Genomic DNA, 23,939 nt, shown 5'->3' with positions numbered 1-23,939 from the left:
GAAGCTTGCGAACGTGCTCATTTCACATCTCCCTCGCCGGGCTGGCCCAGCTCGAAATCGCTCACCGGACGGCGCTTCGGATCCATCGCATCGAACATCAACGCCCCATCGACCCACACCTTTTCGGGCCGCGTATAGGCGCTGAACGGATTGCCGTTCCACAGCACGACGTCAGCCATCTTGCCCGGTTTCAGGCTGCCCGTCTTGTCGCCGATCCCCAGCGCCTTGGCCGGGTTGTGCGACAGCCAGGTCCACGCCACCTCATCGCTGACCTCAATCCCCATCCGGCGCCCCGCGGCGCGCGCTTTCGCCGCCTCCTGGTTCAGCCGCTGGATCTGGTTCGCATCGTCCGAATGGACGATCGCGCAGGCACCGGCATTGTGAACCAGCGGAACATTCTCGTTCACGCTGTCATAGGCTTCCATCTTGAAGCCCCACCAGTCGGCCCACATCGCCGAACAAATGCCCTCTTTGGCCAGCAGATCGGCGATCTTGTAGCTTTCGACCGCATGATGGAAGGTCGATACCTTGTAACCAAATTCCTTCGACATATCGATCACCAGCGCCATTTCGTCGGCGCGGTAACAATGGTTATGGATCAGGATTTCGCCCGCCAGCACCCCGGCCAGCGTTTCCATCGCCAGATCGCGGTCGACGGCTTTGCCGTCATCCATCTTTTTCTTGTAGGCGGCGGCTTTCTGCCATGTCGCGCGATTAACCGCGAAATTGCCCATACGGGTCGACGGTGCACGCCCCTTGCCGCCATAGACACGCTTTGGATTTTCGCCGCACGCCATTTTCAGGCCATAGGGCGCGCCGGGAAACTTCATCCCCTGCACCGTGCGCGAGGGCACATTCTTCAGCGTCACCGAACGCCCGCCCATCAGGTTTGCACTGCCCGGCAGCACCAGCAGCGACGTCACGCCGCCATTGGCGAGCGCGCGGCTGAACCCCGGATCCTGCGGCCACACGCTATGTTCGGACCAGACTTCGGGCGTCGTCGGCGACGTCGCTTCATTGCCGTCCGAATGCGCCTCGACGCTGGGCGAGGGATAGTCGCCGAGGTGGCTGTGGATGTCGATCACCCCAGGGGTCACGAACTTCCCCGTCCCGTCGATCACATCATAGTCGGCGGGGATCGCGGTGTCGGCGCCGCCGACCGCCTCGACCTTGCCGCCCGAAAACAGCACGACGCCATTGTCGATCCGCCCGCCTTCGCCGTCAAAGATCGTCACGCCCCGCACAGCCGTTGGCCGACCGCCATAGGGGCGATAGGTCGACGGATAAGGATCCTTGTTGAACTTGACCGGCTTTTCGGCGGCAGCGGGCCGGTCGCTCGCCGACTTCGCCTCGCCGCCGCTCGCCGCGCAGCCGACCAGCGCCAACGACACCGCCGCCAGCAGGCTGCCTTTCACACCATGGATCATCGATTATACTCCCGGCTTGGCGGCAGGATGGATACCGGCGGCCTGCGGCTCGCCGATCTCGCCCCGTCCTGCCAGCTCGTCACCGTCGCTCAGCGTGTCGAGGTGCATAAGCTTCTTGATCAGCGGTGACACGAGAATGACCAGCACGCCAAAGCCGATCGCCCACAAACCGATGGTTTGATAAACGTCGAGCACCAGCGCCTTGCCGGCACCCTCGCCGCTCGCCTTTTCCGACCCGGTTGCCGATGCGATCAGGCCCGCAGCGAAGTTGCCGGTGGCCGACGCAAAGAACCACGTTCCCATGATCAGCGACGCCATATGCGCCGGGGCCAGCCGGTTCATCGCGCTGAGACCCACCGGCGACAGGCAAAGCTCGCCGGTCGTGTGGAGGAGGTAGATCAGGAATATGAACAGCACCGGCGTCGCGCTGCCGATGCCCACCGCTTCGGCGCCCCATTTCAGCACGAGGAAGCCTAGGCCAAGCTGGAGCATCGCCAGACCGAATTTCGCAGGCGCCGAAGGCTCCATGTTGCGGCGGCCGAGCCACGTCCACAGCCCGGCAAACAGCGGCGCCAGCAGCACGATGTAACCGGCATTGAGCGACTGGAACACCGACGCCGGCACCCCGGCGCGATCGACATAACGGTCGGTAAACAGATTGAGCGACGATCCCGCCTGTTCGAACAAGGCCCAGAACAGGATGGAGCCAAGGATCAGGAACATCGCGGCAAGGATGCGGTCGCGATCTTCGCGCGGCAGCTTCACCACCGCGGTGAAGATCACATAGGCGACCAGCGCCGCGCCTGCGACACCCAGCAAGGTGCCGACGACGCTCTGGTTCTGTACCATCCACCAGCACAGGCCGACGGCGACGAGACCGACGAGATAGATCAGCCATTCCAGCTTGATCCCCATCACCGGCGACGCCAGCTTGACCGGATCGGGCGATTCACCGCGACCGAGCAGCAGCGGCTTGCCCAGAATGAAGACGATCAGGCCCAGCAACATGCCGACACCGGCGGCGCCGAAGCCGTAGGCCCAGCCATAGGTTTCGCCGAGATAGCCGCAGAGCAGCGCGCCGAGGAAGGCGCCAAGGTTAATCCCCATATAGAAGATCGTGTAGGCGCCGTCGCGGCGCACATCGGTGCGCGGGTACAGCTGGCCGACGATCACCGAGATATTGGCTTTCAGGAAGCCCGACCCCACGATGATGAACGCCAGCGCCAGCCAGAAGATATTCAGACTGGCTGGATCCTGTCCGCCATTGCCCTCAAAACCCATGATGAAGTGACCGAATGTCAGCAACACCGCGCCGTACAGCACCGCCTTTCGCTGCCCCAGCCATTTGTCCGCCAGATAGCCGCCGAGCACCGGGGTAATATAAACCAGCGCGGTGTAAGCCCCATAAATGACGCCCGATTCCCCGTCCGAAAACAGCCAGTGCTTGGTCAGATAAAAGATCAGAAGCGCGCGCATCCCGTAATAGGAAAAACGCTCCCACATCTCGGCGAAAAACAGGACGAACAGCCCCTTGGGATGGCCGAGGAAGGTTCCTGCGGCGTCTCCCGGCTGGGCATAGGCTTTGGTCATGTGCGACTTTTCCCTGGATATTGTTGGCTTTGGGTGCCGTCGATGCGGCCCGGTTATGCGGCAACCTAACGCGAAAATTGCGTAATGGAAGAATCTAATTGCGCGTGAAACTGGTTGAGTCGGGCCAATTTCTATTGCGAACGGTTCGCAACACTTGCGCAGCGCCACGGAAAAGGCCACATGGGCCCGATGTTCAACGACACCTCTTCGCTCCGCGCCCACCTCGCCACCCGCCGTTCGGGCAAGGCGCGCGATATGGTTGCCCCCGGGCCCGATGATGCGACGCTGCGCGAGATCATCGCACTGGCGCTGCGCACCCCCGACCATGGCAAGCTGGCCCCTTGGCGCATCGTCACCGTAGCTGCCGATCAGCGGGGCGCCCTCGCGGCGCTGCTCAAGACAGCCTGGGTCCAGGAAAATCCCGGCGCCGCAGGACTGGACCTGTCGGCGCTCGACCAGTTCGCGCATCAGGCTCCGACGTTGCTCGTGCTGCTGTCGACCCCTGTCATGGGCAGCAAGATCCCGGTGTGGGAGCAGCAGATGTCGGCGGGCGCGGTGGGCATGAACCTGCTCCATGCTGCGCACGCGCACGGTTTCGTCGGCAGCTGGTTGACCGGCTGGGCCGCTTACAGCCCCCAGGTCGCCGCTGCATTCGGCGCGGGCGACGGCGACACGATCGTCGGTTATTTCTTCATCGGCTCTCCGGCCCGCGACCTCGAAGAACGACCACGCCCTGAATATGACGACGTTGTTCGCGCTTGGGAAATTTAGTTACGCGCTGAGCGGCGGCTTTGTAATAACCGGCATTTGACTGTGCTGCTGTCTTATGGCATTAAGGCGGCATGCTCGATCAATCCAAACCCGTATATCAGCGTCTGCGCGACGTCATCGCCAACGCCATCCTCGACGGCAGCTTTCGCGACGGCGACATGCTCCCGTCGGTGCGCTCGCTCGCGGCCGAGGAAGGCGCCAACCCGCTGACCGTGGCCAAGGCGTATCAGACCTTTCAGGACGAAGGGCTGGTGACGGTCAAGCGCGGTGTCGGCATGTTCGTCGCCGCGGGCGCGACCGAGCGGCTGCGCACATTGATGCGCGAAGATTTTCTGACCAACGTCTGGCCTCCCGTCGCCGACCAGATGCGCCGCATCGGCCTTGACGCGCGCACCTTGCTGGATTTGACCGAGGCCTGACCCGTTTTTCCGTTTGGGGGTGGTTTCGAATCCATCCTCTTCTTCCGTTCGTGTCGAGCGAAGTCGAGACACGCTTGGGAAGCGTTAGCCTTCGCGTGTCTCGACTTCGCTCGACACGAACGGGATTATATGTTTTGCTTCAGCACTATCTTCCGCGGTTCGCCGTCAGCCGCCATTTCCCCTAACGCCCCACCTGCACCGCTTTCTCGCGCAAATCCGCCGCTGCCTGCCCATCGCCGCGCTTTGCTAGCAGGTCGGCGTAAATCCGCATAATCTCCGCATTCAGCGGTTGCAGCCGGTACGCCCGGTCGATCAGCGCCAGCGCGCGCACCTCGTCACCATTCGCCGCCCACGCGCGCGCCAATTCGCGCAGCACCACGACGTCGCGATTGCCGATCCGCGCGCGCACGCGCTCGAAATGCGCAATCGCCTCGTCCCAATGCGCCAGGTCCATCGCCAGATGTCCGGCCAGCCGGTCTGCCGCAATGCTCGACGGCTGGCTGTCGCGAAGCGCCAGGATCGCCGCGCTGGACCCCGCGGTATCGCCCGCGCGGAACAGCGCATTGGCGAGCCGGAGCGTTGTGCGTTCACCCGCGTCCAGATCACGCGCGGTGCGATACGCCTGCACCGCGACGTCGAACCGCCCCGCCGCCAGCGCGGCATCACCGAGCAGGATATGCGCGTCGCCCACGCCGCGGTTCGCATCGCGCAGCCGGGTCGCCCGCGCCACCGCTTGCGCGCCATTGCCATTCGCAATATCCGCCGCAATCGCGGGGATCGCCACCGCCGGATTCAGCGGCTCGCTATCGGCGGCCCGACCCAGCAAACCATAGTCGTAATTGACCGCAAACGGCGCCGCCTCGCCGCGCGACAGCGACGCTGCGCGCGCCTGATAATCGGCGGCCTTACCTTTCTGCCCCAATTCGCTCGCCGCCCGCGCCGCCAGCAACAACGACCAACTGTCGGCGTCGTCGCGGTCAACGATCGGCAGCAATGCCTCAATCGCGCCGTCGGGGTCGCCATCAGCCCAATCTGCCGCGGCCAAAATTCGCCGCGCGGTAAAATTATAAGGCTGCTCGACCAGCAGCCGGTCGGCCCAGGTCGCCGCCACCGCCTCGCCGCCCAGCTCCAGCTCGACGATCGCGCTCAGCAGCATGAAGCCGGGCAAATCGTCGATCTCGCCGCGGGTGCGCTGGAGCAGGCTGCGCGCCAGCCGAAAATTGTCCGCGCGCGCCGCGAGCACCGCTTGCAGATAATAGATCCGCGGATCGCCCGGCACGATCGTCGCTGCATGGCGCAGCGCGGCCAGCATATCGCGGTAGCGCCCGAGGTCACCCAGCGTCGCGGCTTGGTCGATCAGCGCCTTGGCATTGTCGGGATCGGCGGCCAGCGCCTGGTCATACCATGGGAGCGACGCCTTCAATCCCTCCGCGGTGCGGATCAGGTTCGCCTTATACGCCAGCGCCGCACTGTTCGCCTTGTCGAGCTCGATCGCATAATCGACTGCATCGCGCGCACCCGCGGTATCGGCATTGGCATCGCGGAAGCGCGCGACATCGACCCACAACGCGGAATTGCGCGGCAATTCGCGCACCGCGCGGTCATAGGCATCGCGCGCTGCGTCGAGGTCACCGTTCGACAGATGAACATCGCCCGCGACCCATGCCGCCTCACCGATCATTTCGGGAATAATCGGCCCGCCATCGATCGTTTCCAGTGCGCGCTGCCCCTCGCCCTGCATCGCAAAGGCGCGCGCCAGCAGCGGCCGCAGCGCCGCGTCATTGCCGCCCGCCGCGAGCGCGCCGTTCACCGCGGCTTCGGCGCCCACCCCGTCGCCCAGACGGATCGCGACGCGCGCCAGTTCGACGCGCTCGGCTATCGTCTGTGGGTTATCGGCAATCGCCTCCTGCAATTCGGCGCGGCGTTCCTCGAACGCTGCCCGCGGCGCATCGGAGCCAGCGTCGCCACACCCCGCTAGCGGCACCGCCAGCAGCAGCGCACCGATCCAGACACGGCCAAAGCCCATTCAGGCCTGCATCCGATATTGCTTGAGCAGGTCGTACAGCGTCGGGCGGCTGATCCCGAGCAGCTTGGCGGCGGCCGAGATATTGCCCTCGCTCTGCGTCATCGCGCGGCGGATTGCGACGCGGTCGGCGGCCTCACGCGCGCTGCGCAGGTTGAGCCATGCTTCGTCGTCATCCGCGGTGCCGTTCGCCAGATCAAGGTCGTCCTTCGTCACCAGCTTGCCGTCGGCCATGATCACCGCGCGCTTGATCCGGTTTTCCAACTCGCGGACATTGCCGGGCCAGCGCCCTTCGTCGATCGCCTGCAACGCGTCGGGCGCAAAGCCGCGCACCGCGGGATTCATCGTCGGCGCATATTGATGCAGGAAATGCCGCGCCAGCAACACCGCATCGCCGGGCCGATCGGCGAGCGACGGAATTTTCACCACCATCTCGGCAAGCCGATAATAAAGGTCGTCGCGAAAGCTCTGCTCGGCAATCATCGAGTCGAGATCGCGGTGCGTCGCGCACACGATGCGGGTATCGACCGCGATCGGCTTGCGCCCGCCGATCCGCTCGATCGTCCGCTCCTGCAAAAAGCGCAGCAATTTGACCTGCAGCGGCAGCGGAATGTCGCCCACTTCGTCGAGGAACAGCGTGCCGCCATGCGCCAGCTCGATCTTGCCCTCGGTCGTTTTGACCGCGCCGGTAAACGCACCTTTTTCATGCCCGAACAATTCGCTTTCGAGCAGATTTTCGGGGATTGCAGCACAGTTGATTGCGACGAATGCCCCGTCACGCCGCCCGCTCGCTTCATGCAGCCCGCGCGCCAGCAATTCCTTGCCCGTGCCGCTCGCGCCCAGCAGCATCACACTGACATCCAGATTCGCGACCCGCTCGATCGTCCGCGCGACCTTTTGCATTTCGGGCGCGCCGGTGATCATCCCGCCAAGGACGCGGTTGTCGCTGGTGCCCTGTTGCGCAAGCCGCGCATTTTCGACCTCCAACTCGCGAACGTGAAAGGCGCGGCGCACGATCAGCCCCAGTTCGTCGATGTCGATCGGCTTCTGGTAAAAGTCCCAGGCACCGCTGGCGATCGCCGCCAGCGCGCTCGCGCGTTCGCCATGGCCCGACACCACGACCACCTTGGTATCGGGCTTCGCCTCCAGTATCGCCGTCAACGTACGAAATCCCTCGCGTGTGCCGTCGGGATCGGGTGGCAGCCCCAGGTCGAGCGTCACCACCTCGGGCTCCTCGGCGCGCAGCAATTCGATCGCGGCGTCATGGTCGCCCGCGATCAGGACCTGATAATCCTCATACGCCCATTTGAGCTGCGTCTGCAGCCCCGGGTCATCCTCGACCACCAGCAATTTGCGGATCTTGGCGCCGCTTTCGCTCATTGCGATGCTACTTTCATCATCGGGGTTTCGGCGTCGATTCCGGCGTCGGCCAGCGGCAACCATAGGGTAAAGCTACTGCCCTGACCGGGTTCGCTCTCGACGTCGATCGCGCCGCCTAGCGCCTGCGCAATGTTGAGCGCCTCGAATGCGCCCAGGCCAAAACCACCGTCCTTGGTCGATACAAAGGGTTTGAATAGCTCGTCGCGAATGAAGGCGCGCGTCATCCCGCTGCCCTGGTCGATCACGTCGATGCGGGCGCGCCCCTGTTCGGAGACCGCCACCACTTGCACCGCCGCGTCGGCCGCCGACGCGTCGATCGCATTGGCGACCAGATGCTGAACGATCTGCCGCACTGACGCCGCATCGGCCCACACCGCCAGTCCCGCCTGACAGCCGACGAACAATGCTCGGCGCGACCGCGCTTCGGCGGCGATGTCGTTCAGGATCGGTTCGATCAGTACCCGCCCCGCCTCGGCCGCGGCACCGCGGGCACGCGGCGCCAGCCGCACCAGCAGGTCACTCAACCGCCCGGCCGAAATCTTCAACGTTTCGACCATATCGGCGCGAAACTCGGGCTTGTCGGCATGACGTTCGGCATTGCGGGCCAGCAACCCGATCTGGCTCGCCAGATTTTTGATGTCGTGCATGATGAAGGCAAAGCGGCGATTGAATTCGTCGAACCGCCGCGCCTCCGACAGGGCTTCCTGGCTCTGGGATTCGGCCAGATAGCTTGCCGCCTGTTGCCCCGCGATGCGCAGCACATCCAGATCTTCCCAGTCGAGCGCCGGCGACACTGGCGGACGGTGCAGCACAACGACCGCTATCATCCGCTGGAAATGCAGGATCGGGACGACCACCCACGCGCGGGTGTCGGCGATCAGCCAGTCGGGGATCGCCAAATCTTCACCAGCCGCATGGCCGCCGCCCCCCGTGCCGCGGCGCTGCGCATCCAGATCGACGATGTGCCGCGTCTCCTGCAACATGAACGCCGACCGCAGCGACAGCGTCCGGTCATCGCCACCGACATCGACATCGACCGGCCAATGCCATTGCTCGGCAACCGCAAAACGCCCGCCCGCCGTCGGCAGCATCAGCAGCGCACCGGGGCTGCCGGTCAGTTCGGCCAGCGCCTTGGCGACGCGGCGATAAAGGTTGCGGTCCTCTTCGCCCTCGTCTCCCTTGACCCCCTGCCCAAGCGTCGCGGTGAAACGCGTCCATTCGGTGCGATAATCATAGCGATGTTCGAAAAAATGTTTTGTGATCATCACCGACAACCACGCGCGCACCCGCGCCGACACGATCAGAAGCCCCCCGGCGCCCAACGCGACGACCAGCGAGGCGGCCTGCGCCAGTTCGGCATAATCGCCGCCGATCACGCGCGCGATCGCGCCGGTCAGCCCGATGACGATCAAATAGGCGGCGCCGCCGATCAGGATCAGCGTCCGCGTCGCCGCGGTGCGCGACAGGCGCATCCGCTCGCGCCCGATATCCATCGCGGAGACGACATAAGTCGGCAGGGTCAACAGCGCGACTGCGGGCAACAGCTGGATCAGTGTCGCCGCCCGTTTCCCGGTCATCGCGCCGATCAGCTGGACGTTGAGTTCATACGCCCACAGCATCGCAAATCCGCCCGCGACCGCCATCACCGGCATCCGCAGACCGGCGCCCGCGTGGCGCACCCCGCTATCGACGATCAGCAATCCGCCAACCGCAACGATCATCGCCGCAAGGATGAGCGTCGGCGCCATCCACGGCTCCGCTTCCGCCCCGGCATACCAGTGCGCTACGGCGCCCAGTACCAGTGCCAGCGCAGCGATGGTGATCAGCATCCGCAGGATGAGGCGCAGCGGCCGCGACATCGGCGCCGCGGGGGACCAGAAGGTAGCGCTCAGCCACCCCAGCATTGCCAGATCGCGAAGTGTCTGCACGACAAAGGCTTGCGAAGACCCCGGCCCGAACTGCGCAAGCGCCGCGCACCATAATGCCGTGGCCGCAGCCGCCAGCGTCAACAGCCGCGGCGCAGGCATCAGGACGGCCATCCGCGCTTTGGGCCGCGCCAGCAACCACAGCGCAACGACCGAAAAGCCGACCAGCGCCAGCACCGAAAAGGTTTCGGAAAGTCCGGTCAGCATGGTCAGCGCGCGCCGTCAGGCCACAGCACGACACGCACCGTCTGCAACAGGATCAACAGGTCGAGGAAGGGCGAATAATTTTTCGCATAATAGAGGTCATATTCCAACTTGACCCGCGCATCCTCAACCGACGCGCCATAGGGGTAATTGATCTGCGCCCAGCCGGTCAGCCCCGGCTTCACCATATGCCGCTCGGCATAATAGGGCATTTTCTGCTCCAGCTCGGCGACAAAGCTCGGCCGCTCGGGGCGCGGGCCGACAAAGCTCATCTCGCCCTTCAGCACGCACCACAGCTGCGGCAGCTCGTCGATACGCAGCTGCCGGATGATCCGCCCGACCCGCGTAATGCGCGGATCATTTTCGCTCGCCCACACCGCCTTGCCCGCGGCCTCGGCGTCGGTGCGCATCGACCGGATCTTGTAGATGTCATAAGGCTCGCCGAACAGGCCGACGCGCGGCTGGCGGTAAAAGACCGGCCCGCGGCTGTCGAGCACCACGGCGATCCCGGCGACGAGGATCAGCGGCAGGCCAATGACCAGTACGATCAGACTGGCGACGATATCGAACAACCGTTTGCCGACCTTCGAAATCCGCTGCCCCGCCGAAAAGCCGTCCGAAAAAATCAGCCCGCTGGGGTTCGTCGTCGCCAAATCGACGCGCCCCGTCTCGCGCTCGATAAAGCTCGCGATGTCATTGACATGCACCCCCGTCGTCTTGACCCGCAGCAGGTCGTTCAGCGGCAGCGCATTGCGCCGCTCCTCCAGCGCCAACACAACCTCACCGGCGCGCAGCATCACGACATGATCGGACAGATTGGGAATGTCCTCGCGTGGAACCGCGCCGACGATCTTTTTCTCGGCACCGCTCATCGCGACAAAGCCGACGATCTCCAGCCCGCTGCCCGGTTCATCCGCCAGCGCCGCCAGCCGCGCCGCACGCGCGCCCGCGCCCAGCACCAGAATCCGGCGCCGAAACGCTTCCGCGCCCGCCGATTGCGTCAACACAAGGCGGATCAGGAACAGCGCCGAAATCGCCATCGCCATCGCATACAGGCTGTTCGCGCGCCACAAGGTCGCGGTGGGTAACAGGAACCCGACCACCGACAGGAAAATCACCCCCAGCGAAATCGCCGCGAGCAACCGTGCGGTGGCGAACCGCATCGAACGCAGCCCCTCGTTGCCGTACATGCCGGTTGCCATCATCGCGAGCGAATTGGCCACGGCAAAAGTCGCCAGCGGGAGCCAGCGCTCACCCAGCGGCCCGGCGTCAAACCCCGCCTGGTTGGCATAGAGATGCCATGCCGCCTCAGCCGAACCGAGCAGCGCCAGAAATTCGATGAGCGCCAGCCAGACAACGGCGTGCGGCACATAATGTTTGAACAGCCGGAACATGGAAAAACGGGCAACCCTTTCGCGTCAGCAGATACTACAACCGAGGCGTCAACTGTCGGTTAATTTTACACTCACGATGCACCGCGCGGTGCAAGGGGGGATGACCTGCCGCACCCAAGGCGATAGACCCGCGCGATGACCGATCTGATTCAACCCGTCATCCTGTGTGGTGGCGCCGGAACGCGCCTGTGGCCTGAATCGCGCGGCGACCGCGCCAAGCAGTTCCTGCCGCTGACCGGTGCGCAAAGCCTGTTTCAACAGACGCTGGCCCGCACCCCTGCCGATGCCGGTTTTGCCGCCCCGATCATCCTGTGCGGCGCTGCGCATGTCGCCACCGTGGGGGAGCAGATCGGCGCGCTTCAGGCATCGCTGCTCGTCGAACCGATGGCGCGGAATACCGCCGCGGCGATCGCCCTCGCGGTCGCGCGCGCCGACGCCGACACGCTGCTGCTCGTGATGCCCAGCGACCATGTCATCGCCGATGGCGCCGCCTTCCACGCCGCGATCGCCAAAGGCGCACGGCTGGCGCAGCAGGACTGGATCGTTACCTTCGGCATCACTCCCGACGCGCCCGAAACCGGGTTCGGCTATATCGCCAGCGGCGCGGCGCTGGGTCAGGATGGTTTCGCGGTCGATCGTTTCATCGAAAAGCCGCCGCTCGCCGATGCACAGGCGATGCTCGCCGCGGGCGGCTACAGCTGGAACGGCGGCATCTTCCTGTTCCGCGCCGGTCGGATGCGCGATGCCATGCTCACCCATTGCCGCGCCATTTTCGAAGCCGCCGACCGCGCCGTCGCAGCCGCTATCATCGACGGCGACGCGCTTTATGCCGATGCCGTTCATTTCGCCGAGGCGCCATCGGATTCGATCGATTACGCAGTGATGGAAAAGGACGACCGCGTCGCCGTCGTCCCTGCCGCAATGGGCTGGTCGGACCTCGGCAGCTGGCAGGCGGTCCACACGCTGGCGGCCCAGGATGCCGCGGGCAACGCCGTCACAGGCGACGCCTTTCTCCACGATAGCCATAACTGCCTTGTCCGCACCGGCGGCAAGCGCGTCTCGCTGGTCGGCATGGACAATGTAGCTGTGATCGTCGACGGCGATGACATTCTCGTCATGCCGCTGAACCGCTCGCAGGACGTCCGCGTCGCTGCGAAGGCGCGCGAGTAGCGCTCCCGATTTTAGCGGGTCGCGGCCCCGGTATCCGCTGACAGTACCCGCGCCACCATCGCGTCCCAATCGTCGAAGCGCCAGAATTTGTGGCTGGCACGACCGATGATCCGCGGCTCGCGCCTCATTGGCCCGATTTCGCAGTCGAACGGCGGACATTCGGCCAGCATATCGCAATCGAAAAACACCCGCACCGCGATCGCGTCGCCGCTTTCGCCTGCGCTACCGGTCACGATGCCCAGCATCCCGTTCGACAGCGTGACCAAAGTGCCAACGGGGAAAATCTCCAGGCTGTCGGCAAATCGGTCCAACAACTGCGGATCGAAATGTCCCGTCCAGCTTTGCATCGCCGTCAGCGCCTCGCACGGCGACCACGCCGCCTTGTATGGCCGGTCGGACGTCACGGCGTCATAGACGTCGCAGATCGCCCCCATCCGTGCATAGAGCGACAGCTCGCCATCTCCCAGCCCATCGGGATAGCCCGACCCGTCCATCTTTTCATGGTGGCGCAGGCACACCTCGAGCGCCGCCGCCGGAATGTCTGACGATTGCGCCAGCAACGCATGCCCCGCCAGCGGATGCCCCTCGACCGACGTCCGCTCGCGCAGCGTCAGCTTGCCGGGCTTCAGTAGCACATCGTCGGCAATCGCGACCTTGCCGACATCGTGGAGCAGCCCGGCGACCCCCAGCGCCTGCACTTTGGCCTCATCCAGCTTCAGGTGGCGGGCAAAATTGATCATCAGCGCACACACCGCAACCGAATGGAGATAGGTATATTCGTCCTTCTGCTTCAGCCGGACCAAATTGATCAGCGCCCGCGAATGACGCGCGATCGAATCCCCGATTGCTTCGGCCAGCGGGGCAATCTTGCTGCCATCGACGGCGCGGCCCATCCGCGCCGATCCAAACAGGTCGATCACCGCGCGCCGTGACTTGTCGATCACCCGCGCCGCCCGGCGGCGTTCCTGCGCATAGGTGGCGGCACGCACCGGACGCGCGCGCGGCGGCGGTGCAAAAATCTTTGTGCGGCGCCGTTCGACCCCGCGATACGGCGGCGCCATGCCATCCGCCGCTTTGCGGCGATCATTGGCAAGGGCGGCGTCACCAACGCCTGCCGCCATCCGGCTGCGGCGGCGATCGACGATCACCGCCTTCACCTCGGACTGTCGGATGCGCGCCAGTTGCTCCGCCGTTTCCACCAGAAACCGGCTGCGCCAGAACGGATGATCGATCCAGCGCCCGTCGAACCCGTCGACGAACATGCCGATTTCGACCTGTTCGGGTTTGAGATGAAGCAACATGGGTCCAGTCCTGTGCGGAACCTCTTACGGCTCCGACATTCGATTAACGACCGAAATGGATCATGTTTTAGCTGGAGCGTCACCGTGCACGACGACCCATGCAAACTTTGCCGACCGCTGATGCAACCGCCCCCGAAGCGGCGGGTTGTTAGGGTGTCGCCTTCCGCGGCGGAAGGAACGACCCATGCCCAAAAAGCCTGCCCCCTCGCCGGCCACCGACAACCAGTTGCACGGCCATCAGCCCGGCGCCGGACAGCCAGCTTTCGCGACCGAACAAGGCAATGGCGGCGAGCGTCATCAAACCGCCTCCGACGGCGCCGACCCCGCCGCGTTTCTCACCGATAATTTCGGCCATCGCATTTCCGACAACCAGAATTCGCTGCGCGCCGGCGAACGCGGGCCGACCTTGCTCGAGGATTTCGTCCTCCGCGAAAAAATCTTCCATTTCGACCATGAACGGATCCCCGAGCGGATCGTCCACGCGCGCGGCTCGGGTGCGCACGGCGTGTTCGAATGTACCAAGGCGATCCCCGGCCTGACCAAGGCGTCGATTTTCCAGACCGAGGGCGCAAGCTGCCCCGTCTTCGTCCGCTTCTCGACCGTCGCCGGTGGCGCCGGGTCGGTCGACACCCCGCGCGACGTACGCGGCTTTGCGGTCAAGCTCTACACCGACAGCGGCAATTGGGATCTCGTCGGCAACAACATTCCGGTCTTCTTCATCCAGGATGCGATGAAATTCCCCGACCTCGTCCACAGCGTCAAGATGGAGGCCGACCGCGGCTATCCGCAGGCTGCCAGCGCGCACGACACCTTCTGGGACTTCATCGGCCTGATGCCAGAGGCGATGCATATGATCATGTGGGCGATGTCCGACCGCACGATCCCGCGCAGCCTGCGCATGATCGAAGGATTCGGCGTTCACACCTTCCGCTTCGTCAATGAAAAGGGCGACGGGAAATTTGTCAAATTCCACTGGAAGCCCGTGCTCGGCATCCAGTCGACGACATGGGACGAAGCGGTCAAGATCGCCGGTGCCGATCCCGATTTCCACCGCCGCGACCTGTTCGAAGCGATCGACGCGGGCGACTTCCCGGCGTGGGATCTCGGCGTGCAGGTCTTCGACCAGGCCTTTGCCGCCAAGCAGCCTTATGACGTGCTCGATGCGACCAAACTGATCCCCGAAGAGGACGTGCCGGTCGAGATCGTCGGCCGCATGACGCTCAACCGCAACGTCGACAATTTCTTCGCCGAAACCGAACAGGTCGCCTTCTTGCCGTCGAACATCATCCCCGGCATCGACTTCAGCAACGATCCGCTGTTGCAGGGACGGCTGTTCTCCTATCTCGACACGCAAAAGTCGCGGCTGGGGACGACCAATTTCCATCAGATCCCGGTCAACGCGCCCAAATGCCCGTTCCACAATTTCCAGCGCGACGGGATGATGCAGACACTCGTCCCGACCGGGCGCGCCAATTACGAGCCCAACAGCCTGGCCGAAGCGGGCGAGAACGGCGGTCCGCGGCCCAGCCCCGCAACGGGCTTCAGCACCTTCACCACCAATGACGAACGCAATGACCCGGCCCAGAAACTGCGTATCCGCGCCGAACTCTTCGCCGATCACTTCAGCCAGGCGCGGATGTTCTACCTGTCGCAGACCGAAAATGAGCAGGCGCATATCGCCTCGGCGCTGGTCTTCGAACTGTCGAAGGTCATGCTCGATCACGTCCGCGTCCGCGTCGTCGGTCAGCTGCGCAACATCAACGAAGACCTGGCCAAGCGCGTTGCCGACGGCCTCGCGATCGACCTGCCGGCCAAGGAAAAGGCGGCGCGCGCGCCGGTCGATCTCAAACCCTCCGACGCGCTGTCGATCCAGAAGAACGCCGATGACACGATGGAGGGCCGCAAGGTCGCCATCCTGTTCGCCGAAGGATCCGACAAGGCCGCGATCGACGCGCTGAAAGCCACGATCGAAAAGGCGGGCGGCACCGCTTTCCTCGTCGCGCCCAAGGTTGGCGGCATCAAGGTCAAGGGCGGCACGCTCAAGGCCGACGGCCAGCTCGCCGGATCGCCCTCGGTCTTGTTCGACGCGGTCGCGTCGATCCTTACCGACGATCAGGCCGAGACGCTGTCGAAACAGGGTGCCGCGGTGCAGTGGTTCATGGACGCCTTTGGCCATTGCAAGACGATCGCGCACGACGAGGCGACCCAGATCCTGCTCGACAAGGCAGGCGTGGAAAAGGACGGCGGCGTCGTGACGCTAGACGGGTTTGCGAAAGTCGGCACCCGCCGCCATTGGGCGCGCGAAGCGAAGGTGCGCGATCTGGCCTGACGGTAAATCGGGCGCGCAGGACGATTGGGAATATCGCACGCCCCGCGCGTGCGATATTCCCCGCATCCGCGGGCAACGAGTCCGATCAAGTCTGGAGCCCAACATATGACGTCGCAAACGCAGCGCGCCCCGCATTATTCGCCCTTCACGCGCGGCGCTGGCCTGATCTTCACATCGGGCCAGCTGCCGCTGCGACCGGGCCGCGACACGTCGCTGGCCGGTGCGCCGTTCAAGGAACAGGCGCGGCAGGCCCTCGCCAATTTGCAGTCGGTCCTGAGCGATGCCGGTGCCGATTTGGCGCAGGTGGTCAAGACGACGGTCTATCTCAGCGACATGGCCGACTGGCCCGAACTCGACGAAGTCTACGGCCAATTTTTCGGCGCCGCGCGTCCGGCACGGAGCGTGGTGCCAACGGGGCCGCTGCACTTTGGTTTCCGGATCGAAATCGAGGCAATCGCGCTGGCTTGATTTGGGAAGCGGCCTATCTGTCGCCACTCAAGGTTCGTTTCTATTTCGTCATCCCGGCGAAGGCGGGGATCTCACCCTATCGTAAGTGCGCAACGGCGAGATCCCGGCCTTCGCCGGGATGACGCGGAAAATCATAACTTGAACCCTAAGCGGCGGCGCCGCCCTCAATCCCCCGCAAAATCAAACGCCGACACGCCGCGCTCGCCATCCCGGAACCGCAAAGGACGACCCAGCGGCGGCATCGACCGCTGGACGCAGCCGGTGCGCGTACAGCGGCGGCAGCCCAGCCCGATTGGGGTCGCACGCTCGCGCATCAGGTCGATGCCGCGCGCCGCGATCAAAGGCGCCGCGACCTTGGCATCGACCCCGACGCACACCGCAAAGCGCGCCGGCGTCCCGCTGCCGGTCGCGCCCGGCGCAGCAACGCTGCGCGATTGCGTGAACCAGCGCGACCCGTCCTCCAGCTCGACCAGATCGGCGATCACTTCGCCGGGGCGCGCAAAGGCTTCGTGGACGCCCCACAGCGGGCAGCGCGTGTCGCCATCTACCAGCGGCGACTGGCTCGCCCCGGCATAGCGTTTGCTCCCCTGCCCCGCGCGGTCGATGCGCAGCATGAAGAAGGGCAACCCGCGCGCGCCGACGCGCTGGAGCGTCGTCAGCCGGTGTGCGACCTGCTCATACCCGGCCCCGAACCGCCGCTGGAGCAGCAGCAGGTCGTATCCCGTCGCGTCGCACGCGCGCAGGAAGCGGCTGTACGGCATCATCAAGGCCGCGGCGAAATAATGCACCAGATGCCGCTCGAACAGCCGCGCCGCCGCGCTCTCGGCAAATTCCGCGCCCGCGACCAGCGCGTCGATCTCGCCCTTCGCCTCGATCTGCGCCAGCGTCGCCGCGGCCTGAAAGGTACGCGACGCGGGGCGCAACAATTCGCTCAGCATAAGTTGCCGCGCGTGCCAGTCGAGCCAGCGCAGCCGATCGGGCATCACATCACTCGGCAAGATCCGGATTCCCAGCTGGTGCCGGGTGCGCAAACGCTCGGAAATCGTACCATACAGGTCGCCGCCCGCCAGCCGCAGTTCGTCGGCCAGTTCCTCCGCCTTCGCATCCAGATCGGCGAAATGGTTGCGCCATTTCTCGATCGCGCGGCGCACCGCGGCAACTTCGGGCGCTTCTTCCTGTAAAGCTGCGCCAGCTTCGGGCGCCGCATCGAACAGCCGCGCAAAGGCCGCCGCGGTCGTCGGTGCGGTTTGCAACCATTCCTCCACCTCCTGCGCGCCGATCCCCAGATCGGCAAAGCGCGCATCAGACAAGCGGCGCCGCAGCCCTGCCGCACCGCCCGGCACCGCATCGACGCCCAGCGTCGCGGCGTCGAACCCGAACCGCTCGGCCAGCTTGACGATCACCGTGGCGCTGAGCGGCCGCTGGCCATGCTCGATCAGGTTGAGGTAGCTTGGCGAAATATCCAGCGCCTCGGCCATCGCCGCCTGCGTCATCCCCGCCTCGCGCCGCACCTTGCGGACCGCCGGCCCCGCAAACACCCGCCGCTCCGTCATCGTTTGTAACTTTCTTTACTGATTTACATGCCAATTTACACCGATAGGCCATAATTCACAATTATTATTGACAAAGCTTTTCACTTTCCGCGGCACCTTCGCCAACATTCACCCATCACCTCCTCTCAAGGACAAAGACGATGGGTTATCAGGAAGACATGGCACAGGCAGGCCGCCTCATCCGCGACTACGACGGCACATGGGACGGCATCAGCGGCGAAAGCGTCGCCCGCATGCGCGCCCAGAACAAGTTTCGCACCGGCCTCGACGTCGCCCGCTACACCGCCCGCATCATGCGCGCCGACATGGCGGCCTATGACGCCGACCCCGCCAACTACACCCAGTCCTTGGGCTGCTGGCACGGTTTCATCGCGCAGCAGAAGATGATCTCGATCAAGAAGCATTTCGGCACCGTCAAAGGCCGCTACATCTATCTGTCGGGCTGGATGATCGCCGCGCTGCGCAGCGAATTCGGGCCGCTGCCCGACCAGTCGATGCATGAAAAGACCAGCGTTCCGGCGCTGATCGAGGAAATCTACACCTTCCTGCGTCAGGCCGACGCCCGCGAGCTTGGCGGCCTGTTCCGCGAACTCGACGCCGCGCGCGCCGAGGGCGACGAGCTGAAGGCCAAGCAGATTCAGGCGAGCATCGACAATCACGAAACACACGTCGTGCCGATCATTGCCGACATCGACGCGGGCTTCGGCAACGCCGAGGCGACGTACCTCCTCGCCAAGAAGATGATCGAGGCCGGCGCCTGCGCGCTGCAGATCGAAAATCAGGTCTCGGACGAAAAGCAGTGCGGTCACCAGGACGGCAAGGTCACCGTGCCGCACGAGGATTTCATCGCGAAGATCCGCGCCTGTCGCTACGCCTTCATGGAACTCGGCGTCGAGGATGGCATCATCGTCACGCGCACCGACAGCCTCGGCGCGGGCCTGACCAAGCAGATCGCATTCTCCAAGGAGCCGGGCGACCTCGGTGACCAGTATAACAGCTTCCTCGATTGCGAAGAGGTCAACGGCGCGGGCAACCCCGGCGACGTCCTGATCAACCGCGACGGCAAGCTGATGCGCCCGAAGCGCCTGCCCTCAAACCTCTATCAGTTCCGCCCCGGCACCGGCGAGGACCGCTGCGTCATGGACTGCATCGCTTCTCTAAAGAATGGCGCCGACCTGCTCTGGATCGAGACCGAAAAGCCGCACATCGAACAGATCGCCGGCATGGTCGACCGCATCCGCGAAGTCGTCCCCAATGCAAAGCTCGCGTATAACAATTCGCCCAGCTTCAACTGGACGCTGAACTTCCGCCAGCAGGTGTTCGATGCGTGGGAGAAGGACGGTCAGGACGTCAGCGCCTATGACCGCGCCAAGCTGATGAGCGTCGATTATGACGGCACGCCGCTGGGCGACGAAGCCGACAACCGTATCCGCACCTTCCAGCGCGATTCGGCGAAGCGGGCAGGCATTTTCCACCACCTGATCACGCTGCCGACCTATCACACCGCGGCACTATCGACCGACAATCTCGCCAAGGAGTATTTCGGCGACGAAGCGATGCTGGGTTACGTCAAGGGTGTCCAGCGCGCCGAAATCCGCCAGGGCATCGCCTGCGTGAAACACCAGAATATGTCGGGCAGCGACATCGGCGACGACCACAAGGAATATTTCGCCGGCGAAGCCGCGCTCAAGGCGGCTGGCAAAGACAACACGATGAACCAGTTCGCCGCCTGATACGCGTTCGGCGCGAGCGGCCCGTTGCACCCGCTCGCGCCACCCCTCTTGGCGCGGGACGCCTTGCACACGCGTCCCGCGCCTCCCGAGCTTTCCTGGGGAGGAAAGCCTGTCCGTCGGAAGCCGCAAGGCCTCCGGCGGACATTTTCGTCATAAGCCCGCGCCTCGCGATCGCCCGGGTTGCAACGCGCGGAAAGATAAAGGCATATCGCTGCATGTCCGCGCGATCCCTGGCCCCGACATCCGCTGCCGCCGAGCCGTTGCTGAGCGACGCGCCCGATGCGTTGATCGATGCGCTCGCGCGCTGGACCGGCAGCGAGCGCCGAGCGTCGGGGCTGTCCGACGGCGTACCGACCCCCGCCGCGGTCCTGAACGAAGCTTGGGCGGTCGGCGGACTTTCGGCAAATGGCGGGTGGATCAGCGCCGATCCGTTACTCACGGATTGCGCCGCGCTGACCGACGCGGTTGCCCATGGCGAGCTGGTGCAGCCGGGCGACCATCCCGCCCTGTCATTTGTCGCGCAGGACCACGGCCCACCGCTTGTCGTGCTGACCGTTCCGCAGCAGCAGGCTGCGCGCTGGCCCCCCGCCGCCGAATGGCAGCGCCGCCAGCCGGGTACCAGCGCGGCGCATATCGTGCTGGTGCATCGCGCAATGCTCCCGGGCAGCGCAGGGCTCGTCCGCGCGGGCCGGATGCTCGCCCTCACCCCGCGCGAAAACCACCTGCTCGCCGCGCTGGCCCGCACCGGCGATCTGCGCGATGCAGCGACGAGCGAAGCGATTACCTACGAAACTGCGCGCGGGGCGATCAAGGCGGCGCTCGCGAAAAGTGGTTTTGCCCGGCAGGGCGCGCTCGTCGCCACCGCCTTGCAGCTGGATGCAATTGATGATCCCCAGCCGCTCGAACTCGGCGATCATTTGCAACAGGCGATCGGCCTGTCCGACCGGCAGGTCGCGCTCGCGCGGCTGATCGCGCTCGGCTCGACGCGCGACGAAGCTGCGCGGCAGCTCGGGCTCGGCCGCGAGACGGTCAAGGCCGAACTCAAGATCCTGTTCCAGCTGGTCGGCGTCCAGTCGGCGGTCGGCCTGTCGGTCGTGGCGGCGCAGCTTGGCATCGCGGCGCGCCTGCTCGCCGCGTCTAATATCGGTGCCACCGACCTCTCGGCGGCGAGCGAACCGCTGCGCCTCATCCAGCGTCGCGGGCGCGCCGGACGCATCGCCTTTGCCGACTATGGCCCGCGCGACCGCATCCCCGCCATCCACTTCCACACTGCGACGACCAGCCGTTATGTCCCCCNNCCCCCAGCCGTTATGTCCCGCGCTCCTACGTCGCGCGGTTGCAGGAATTGGGGCTGCGCCCGGTGATGATCGACCGGCCCGGTTACGGCCTGACCGACATGGTTGACGGCGATTATCTGGACCACGAAATTCGCGACGTGCTCGACGTTGCCGACCGCCTGGGCGCGGCGCGCTGTCATATCATCGCGCGCGGTGGCACGATCCTGTTCGCGCATCTTGCCGCCCATCATCGCGAGCGGATCGCGCGCGCGGTCGTGCTCAATCCCGAGCCGCCGCCTGCCGCTGACGCGCGGATGGCCGGGCTCGCGGGGCGGTACAAACGCATCTTCTATCATGTGCCGCGGCTCGTCCGCCCGCTCACCCGCTATCTCGCCAGCCACCTGTCCGACAGCGTGATCGAGCGCATCGCAATGCGCTTTTTCGGCAGCAGCGCCGCCGACCAGCGCCTCTTTGCCGACCCCGACATCCGCCGCGCCTATGTTTACGCCACCCGTCTCGCCGCAATTCAGGGCGGCGTCGGGCTCGAAGCCGTCGGCGACGTCGAACCGCGCAGCGAGCCGCCGCCGCTATCCGACGGCCGGTTCATCACCATCCTGTCGGGCGACGAGGATGCGCTGTATCGCCCCGACGACGCCTGGCCGCGCCTGCTCGCGGCATGGCCCGGTACGGCCGCGCATCGGATCGCCGGCGCGGGTCGTCTGCTCCACCTCCAGCATCCAGAGCTGATTGCCGCAGCCCTCGACGAAGGGTCGCAGAGCTCGCGAAAGCCGCGGCAATCAGCGCGTTGACAGCGGCTGAACCAGCCGTGTCAGCGCCTCTCGAGAGAGCTCGTCCAGTCCGCTGCGCCACCGCGCAGGATCGGCCGTCATCGTATAGCGCCGCGATTTGTTGCTGCCGATGCCGCCCAGCAAGCCAATGACATTGGCGACGGTCTCGGCCGCCTTGTGCCCGCCGCTAGTGCTATCGTCGAAGCTGCCGAAATCACCACTCGTCGCGACATCGTCGCCCAGTGCGATGCGTCCGGTCTTGCCGTTCGGCGCAAAGATCTCGATCCGGCTGCGTTCGCCCATGATTGCCAGGTTCGAGTCGACCTTGACTGCCGAGCTGTTGCGAAACGCCCCGCCATAGGTTTCGGCATCGGCAAAATCGACGACGAGCAGCGCCGCAATCGCGGGAACGCCACTCGCCTTCGCAAACGCCTTCGCCGACTGCGACGCGAAGATCATGTGGCGCGCAAAATTGAACCCGCCGCCGGTCAGCGCATCGCCCCATTCCTGCAACTGAATCGGCGCGCCGATCGCAGCCGGGCCGAACAGCCGCGCCTTGCCGCTGGCGTTGCGGCTTTCGAGCAGGTCGCGCTCATGGCCATTTTCCAGCAGCTTGAAATTGCTGTCATGATGCGCCGCCACCGACGCATAATCGACTGACGTGATCCCCGCCGCGGCCAGCTGCTCCGAAAAATGGGCATAAGCCGCGTCGGTCGCCGCCTGAAAATCGCTGTCACTCACGCCGACCAGCGCGCTTCGCGCGGTGGATTTGCCGCCGAACCCGCCGCCGAGCAGCCCGCCGCCCGCCTTCGCCGACGCCTTGCGCTCGGTCAGGAACGCGACGGTGAAGGCGAAAATGCCAACTTGCGACAGCCCGGTGAGCAGCTCAGGGCGCTTGATTTCGACCGGCGGCTTCGCCTTGTCCTTCGCTTCGGCCCAACGCGGCAGCGATACCGCCGCCAGCGCCGCCACACCCGTCCCCATCGCCTGTCGCCGCGAAATCATCATGCCCCTTGCCCCGTCATATCCCAGCCCCCCGGCGGGTTATGCCGCTGCACTTACGGGCAGATCCACGCCGCCCCCATCCCCATCTGGGGGGTGAGGACGGCGCGCGATCCGCGGGGCCGTGCCATCACGGGACGATCGGTGCGGCCTCCTCTTTGCGCGTCTTGACCAGCGACCAGATAATCCCGCCCGCGATCAGCGCGACCGTCACGCCCAGGCTGACCAGCGGCGGAAATTTGTCGCCGCCCAGAATGAAATCGGCGACGAAGATCTTCGAACCTATGAACACCAGCACCAGCGCGAGCGCATATTTCAGGTAATGGAAACGATGCACCATCGCCGACAGCGCGAAATAGAGCGCGCGCAGGCCAAGGATCGCCATGATGTTCGACGTATAGACGATGAACGTGTCGGTGGTGATCGCAAAAATCGCCGGGACGCTGTCAACCGCGAACACCAGATCGGCGAGGTTGATCACGACCAGCGCGAGGAACAAGGGCGTTGCCGCCAGCACCAGCTTGCCGGTTTTGCTGTCGGGAACCCGCACGAAGAATTTCTCGCCATGCAGCTCGTTGGTGATCGGGATGTGGCGCGACAACCATTTGACCACCGGGTTGCCCGCGACGTCCATCGGCTTGTCACCCGCGAACAGCATCTTGATGCCCGTGATTACCAGAAAGGCGGCGAACACATAGAGCAGCCATTCATATTCGGTGACCAGCGCCGCGCCGCCCGCGATCATGATGCCGCGCAGCACGATCACCGCGACAATGCCCCAGAGCAGCGCGCGATATTGGTAGCGCGGTGGAATCGCGAAGGTGGCGAAGATCAGCGAGATGACAAAAATGTTGTCGATCGACAGCGCTTTTTCGATGAAAAAGCCGGTATAGTACTGCAGCCCCGCCTCGCCGCCTTTCGCGGCCCAGACCCAGGCGCCGAACGCCATCGCGATACCGATGTAGAGCGCCGAGAGCTTCAGGCTCTCGCCGATCCCCATCTCCTTGTTTTCCTTGTTCAGGATGCCAAGGTCAAAGGCGGTGAGCGCCACGACCAGCGCGATAAAGGCCAGCCAGAACCAGGCCGGGGTGCCCAGCCAGTCGGCAAACAGAAATTCCATGGTGATGATCCCTGGTGTACGCCAGAAGGCGCCGTCCCGGCGGGACGACGCTTCCGGTCTCGATT

Annotated in this window: 17 protein-coding genes; 7 read left to right on the top strand and 10 right to left on the bottom strand. The window is 64.9% G+C overall.

The annotated features are described in order from the left end of the window. Positions 1 to 17 precede the first annotated feature (17 nt). Together B4F07_RS13475 and B4F07_RS13470 are read right to left on the bottom strand one after the other, a co-directional pair. Positions 18 to 1,427 (bottom strand): amidohydrolase, encoded by a 1,410-nt coding sequence (locus B4F07_RS13475; RefSeq protein WP_293697337.1) that lies wholly within the window; start codon positions 1,425 to 1,427, stop codon positions 18 to 20. Positions 1,428 to 1,430: 3 nt separating this feature from the next. After that, positions 1,431 to 3,017: a peptide MFS transporter gene (locus B4F07_RS13470; protein WP_293697339.1), complete on the bottom strand. Its 1,587-nt coding sequence runs from the start codon at positions 3,015 to 3,017 to the stop codon at positions 1,431 to 1,433. A 189-nt stretch (positions 3,018 to 3,206) separates the two neighbouring features. Here B4F07_RS13470 and B4F07_RS13465 point away from each other — a divergent pair, with 189 nt between their 5' ends. Both B4F07_RS13465 and B4F07_RS13460 read left to right on the top strand, forming a co-directional pair. Then, positions 3,207 to 3,788: a nitroreductase family protein gene (locus B4F07_RS13465; RefSeq protein ID WP_293697341.1), complete on the top strand. Its 582-nt coding sequence runs from the start codon at positions 3,207 to 3,209 to the stop codon at positions 3,786 to 3,788. 71 nt (positions 3,789 to 3,859) lie between these two features. Next, positions 3,860 to 4,207, top strand: a complete 348-nt coding sequence (locus B4F07_RS13460; protein ID WP_293697343.1) for a GntR family transcriptional regulator — start codon at positions 3,860 to 3,862, stop codon at positions 4,205 to 4,207. 181 nt (positions 4,208 to 4,388) lie between these two features. Here B4F07_RS13460 and B4F07_RS13455 read toward each other — a convergent pair whose 3' ends face one another. From B4F07_RS13455 to B4F07_RS13440, 4 genes are read right to left on the bottom strand one after another with little or no spacing between them, the layout of a single operon-like run. Next, a complete protein-coding gene (locus tag B4F07_RS13455) occupies positions 4,389 to 6,233 on the bottom strand; it encodes a tetratricopeptide repeat protein (protein ID WP_293697345.1) in 1,845 nt (614 codons plus the stop codon). Beyond that, positions 6,234 to 7,610, bottom strand: a complete 1,377-nt coding sequence (gene prsR / locus B4F07_RS13450) for a PEP-CTERM-box response regulator transcription factor (protein ID WP_293697347.1) — start codon at positions 7,608 to 7,610, stop codon at positions 6,234 to 6,236. It lies immediately after the preceding gene. Next, complete coding sequence (prsK, locus tag B4F07_RS13445; protein WP_293697349.1) at positions 7,607 to 9,742, bottom strand: XrtA/PEP-CTERM system histidine kinase PrsK; 2,136 nt, start codon at positions 9,740 to 9,742, stop codon at positions 7,607 to 7,609. The genes prsR and prsK overlap by 4 nt, the downstream gene beginning before the upstream one ends. Positions 9,743 to 9,744: 2 nt before the next feature. Next, the gene (locus tag B4F07_RS13440; RefSeq protein ID WP_293697351.1) at positions 9,745 to 11,133 is read right to left on the bottom strand and encodes a TIGR03013 family XrtA/PEP-CTERM system glycosyltransferase; all 1,389 of its coding nucleotides are present in this window, start codon (positions 11,131 to 11,133) and stop codon (positions 9,745 to 9,747) included. Positions 11,134 to 11,268: 135 nt separating this feature from the next. Between B4F07_RS13440 and B4F07_RS13435 the strand changes: the two genes are divergently transcribed. Continuing rightward, complete coding sequence (locus B4F07_RS13435; protein ID WP_293697353.1) at positions 11,269 to 12,303, top strand: mannose-1-phosphate guanylyltransferase; 1,035 nt, start codon at positions 11,269 to 11,271, stop codon at positions 12,301 to 12,303. A gap of 11 nt (positions 12,304 to 12,314) precedes the next feature. On the opposite strand, the gene B4F07_RS13430 is transcribed toward B4F07_RS13435, so the two are convergent. Further along, positions 12,315 to 13,604 (bottom strand): HD-GYP domain-containing protein, encoded by a 1,290-nt coding sequence (locus tag B4F07_RS13430; protein ID WP_293697355.1) that lies wholly within the window; start codon positions 13,602 to 13,604, stop codon positions 12,315 to 12,317. Between the two features lie 184 nt (positions 13,605 to 13,788). On the opposite strand from B4F07_RS13430, the gene B4F07_RS13425 reads away from it, so the two are divergent. Both B4F07_RS13425 and B4F07_RS13420 read left to right on the top strand, forming a co-directional pair. Continuing rightward, the gene (locus B4F07_RS13425; protein ID WP_293697357.1) at positions 13,789 to 15,933 is read left to right on the top strand and encodes a catalase; all 2,145 of its coding nucleotides are present in this window, start codon (positions 13,789 to 13,791) and stop codon (positions 15,931 to 15,933) included. A gap of 105 nt (positions 15,934 to 16,038) precedes the next feature. After that, entirely contained in the window at positions 16,039 to 16,401 is a 363-nt protein-coding gene (locus B4F07_RS13420) for a RidA family protein (protein WP_293697359.1), read from the top strand. A 164-nt stretch (positions 16,402 to 16,565) separates the two neighbouring features. Here the strand turns inward: B4F07_RS13420 and B4F07_RS13415 are convergent, their stop codons facing one another. Continuing rightward, positions 16,566 to 17,954: a helix-turn-helix domain-containing protein gene (locus B4F07_RS13415; RefSeq protein WP_293697361.1), complete on the bottom strand. Its 1,389-nt coding sequence runs from the start codon at positions 17,952 to 17,954 to the stop codon at positions 16,566 to 16,568. Between the two features lie 140 nt (positions 17,955 to 18,094). On the opposite strand from B4F07_RS13415, the gene B4F07_RS13410 reads away from it, so the two are divergent. After that, positions 18,095 to 19,687 carry an isocitrate lyase gene (locus tag B4F07_RS13410; protein WP_293697363.1) on the top strand — a complete coding sequence of 531 codons (1,593 nt, stop codon included), beginning with the start codon at positions 18,095 to 18,097 and terminating at the stop codon, positions 19,685 to 19,687. Between the two features lie 1,363 nt (positions 19,688 to 21,050). Continuing rightward, the gene (locus tag B4F07_RS13405) at positions 21,051 to 21,773 is read left to right on the top strand and encodes an alpha/beta fold hydrolase (RefSeq protein ID WP_293704854.1); all 723 of its coding nucleotides are present in this window, start codon (positions 21,051 to 21,053) and stop codon (positions 21,771 to 21,773) included. Here B4F07_RS13405 and B4F07_RS13400 read toward each other — a convergent pair. Both B4F07_RS13400 and B4F07_RS13395 read right to left on the bottom strand, forming a co-directional pair. Continuing rightward, on the bottom strand, positions 21,762 to 22,760 hold the full coding sequence (locus tag B4F07_RS13400; RefSeq protein ID WP_293697367.1) for a hypothetical protein: 999 nt from the start codon (positions 22,758 to 22,760) through the stop codon (positions 21,762 to 21,764). The genes B4F07_RS13405 and B4F07_RS13400 overlap by 12 nt on opposite strands. 124 nt (positions 22,761 to 22,884) lie before the next feature. Then, positions 22,885 to 23,874 (bottom strand): TerC family protein, encoded by a 990-nt coding sequence (locus B4F07_RS13395; RefSeq protein WP_293697369.1) that lies wholly within the window; start codon positions 23,872 to 23,874, stop codon positions 22,885 to 22,887. Positions 23,875 to 23,939: the final 65 nt, after the last annotated feature.

The sequence above is a fragment of the Sphingopyxis sp. UBA6723 genome (genome assembly GCF_002454115.1).
GTDB lineage: Bacteria > Pseudomonadota > Alphaproteobacteria > Sphingomonadales > Sphingomonadaceae > Sphingopyxis.
The sequence above is the reverse complement of the archived record's forward strand: the minus strand, read 5'-3'. Positions and strand labels throughout refer to the sequence as shown.